Below are 405 nucleotides of genomic sequence, written 5' to 3'. Positions count from 1 at the left end.
AGACAAAGCAGGTTTGGTTAACGCTCCTGCGATTGCAGACAGCTTGTGTATGCTGCAGAAGAGTTATCGTTTCGATGCGCGTTCAGGTATCGGACAGTTGGCAAAAGCAATCAATAACGGCTCTGCTAAGCAGGTCGATCAAGTGTTTGCTAAAGGGTTTGAGGATATCGAAAATCATCCTTTGTCGAGTGACAGCTATAACTTGATGCTGCGTACTTTAGTCAATGAGTATGGTGCGTATCTGAACCGAATGAACGTGCCGTTAGAAGAATTAGAAACTCAGGAAGCGAGAGCTAAATCGGTGCTCGACTTGTTCAGCCAAGGTCGATTGCTGTGTTCCATTCGTGAAGGTGACTTTGGCGTTAAAGGCCTCAACCACAGAATCGAAAGGGCACTTGCCGCAAG

General features: G+C 46.7%; 1 protein-coding gene. It reads left to right on the top strand.

Annotation, left to right across the window (positions count from 1 at the left end; genetic code table 11):
* The coding region (locus ACTJJ7_RS28095; protein ID WP_440969510.1) for a hypothetical protein at positions 1-405 on the top strand (405 nt) is incomplete at both ends.

The organism is Phyllobacterium sp. 22229 (assembly GCF_052056495.1).
Classification (GTDB): domain Bacteria; phylum Pseudomonadota; class Alphaproteobacteria; order Rhizobiales; family Rhizobiaceae; genus Phyllobacterium; species Phyllobacterium myrsinacearum.
The sequence above is the reverse complement of the archived record's forward strand: the minus strand, read 5'-3'. Positions and strand labels throughout refer to the sequence as shown.